We start from the raw sequence: 338 nt of genomic DNA, 5'->3' as shown, positions 1-338 counted from the left end.
CGTATCTCGACCTGCACGCCTTCAGACTGACGCTGGCCGAGATCCGCACGCTTCCCGCGCGCCCCCAGATCACCCGACACGATTGCGTCGAGTGCTGGAATGCCATCTGCAAGTGGACCGGGATTCCCCTCGCCGACCTTTTGACCCGCGCCAAGCTGAGGCCCGATGCGCGCTTCGTCATGTTCCACTGCGCCCACACCATGCCCCTGCGTGGCGATAACGATGGTGAGGACGACGGCGCCACAGATGACAGCGGTTCGCAAGAGGAGGCGCCTGCCGGCAATGCCAACCCGAACATGGCCAAGCAGTCGGGCGGTGGCGAGAGCAAGAAGGACTCG

At 64.8% G+C, this 338-nt stretch carries 1 protein-coding gene; it reads left to right on the top strand.

The window, feature by feature from the left end; translation table 11 throughout:
• Nucleotides 1-338: molybdopterin-dependent oxidoreductase (locus tag MKK69_RS19560; RefSeq protein WP_243970572.1), on the top strand; the 338-nt coding region annotated here is incomplete at both ends.

It is taken from the genome of Methylobacterium sp. J-026 (assembly GCF_022829585.1).
GTDB lineage: Bacteria > Pseudomonadota > Alphaproteobacteria > Rhizobiales > Beijerinckiaceae > Methylobacterium.
This window is presented reverse-complemented; position numbering and strand designations above follow the sequence as displayed.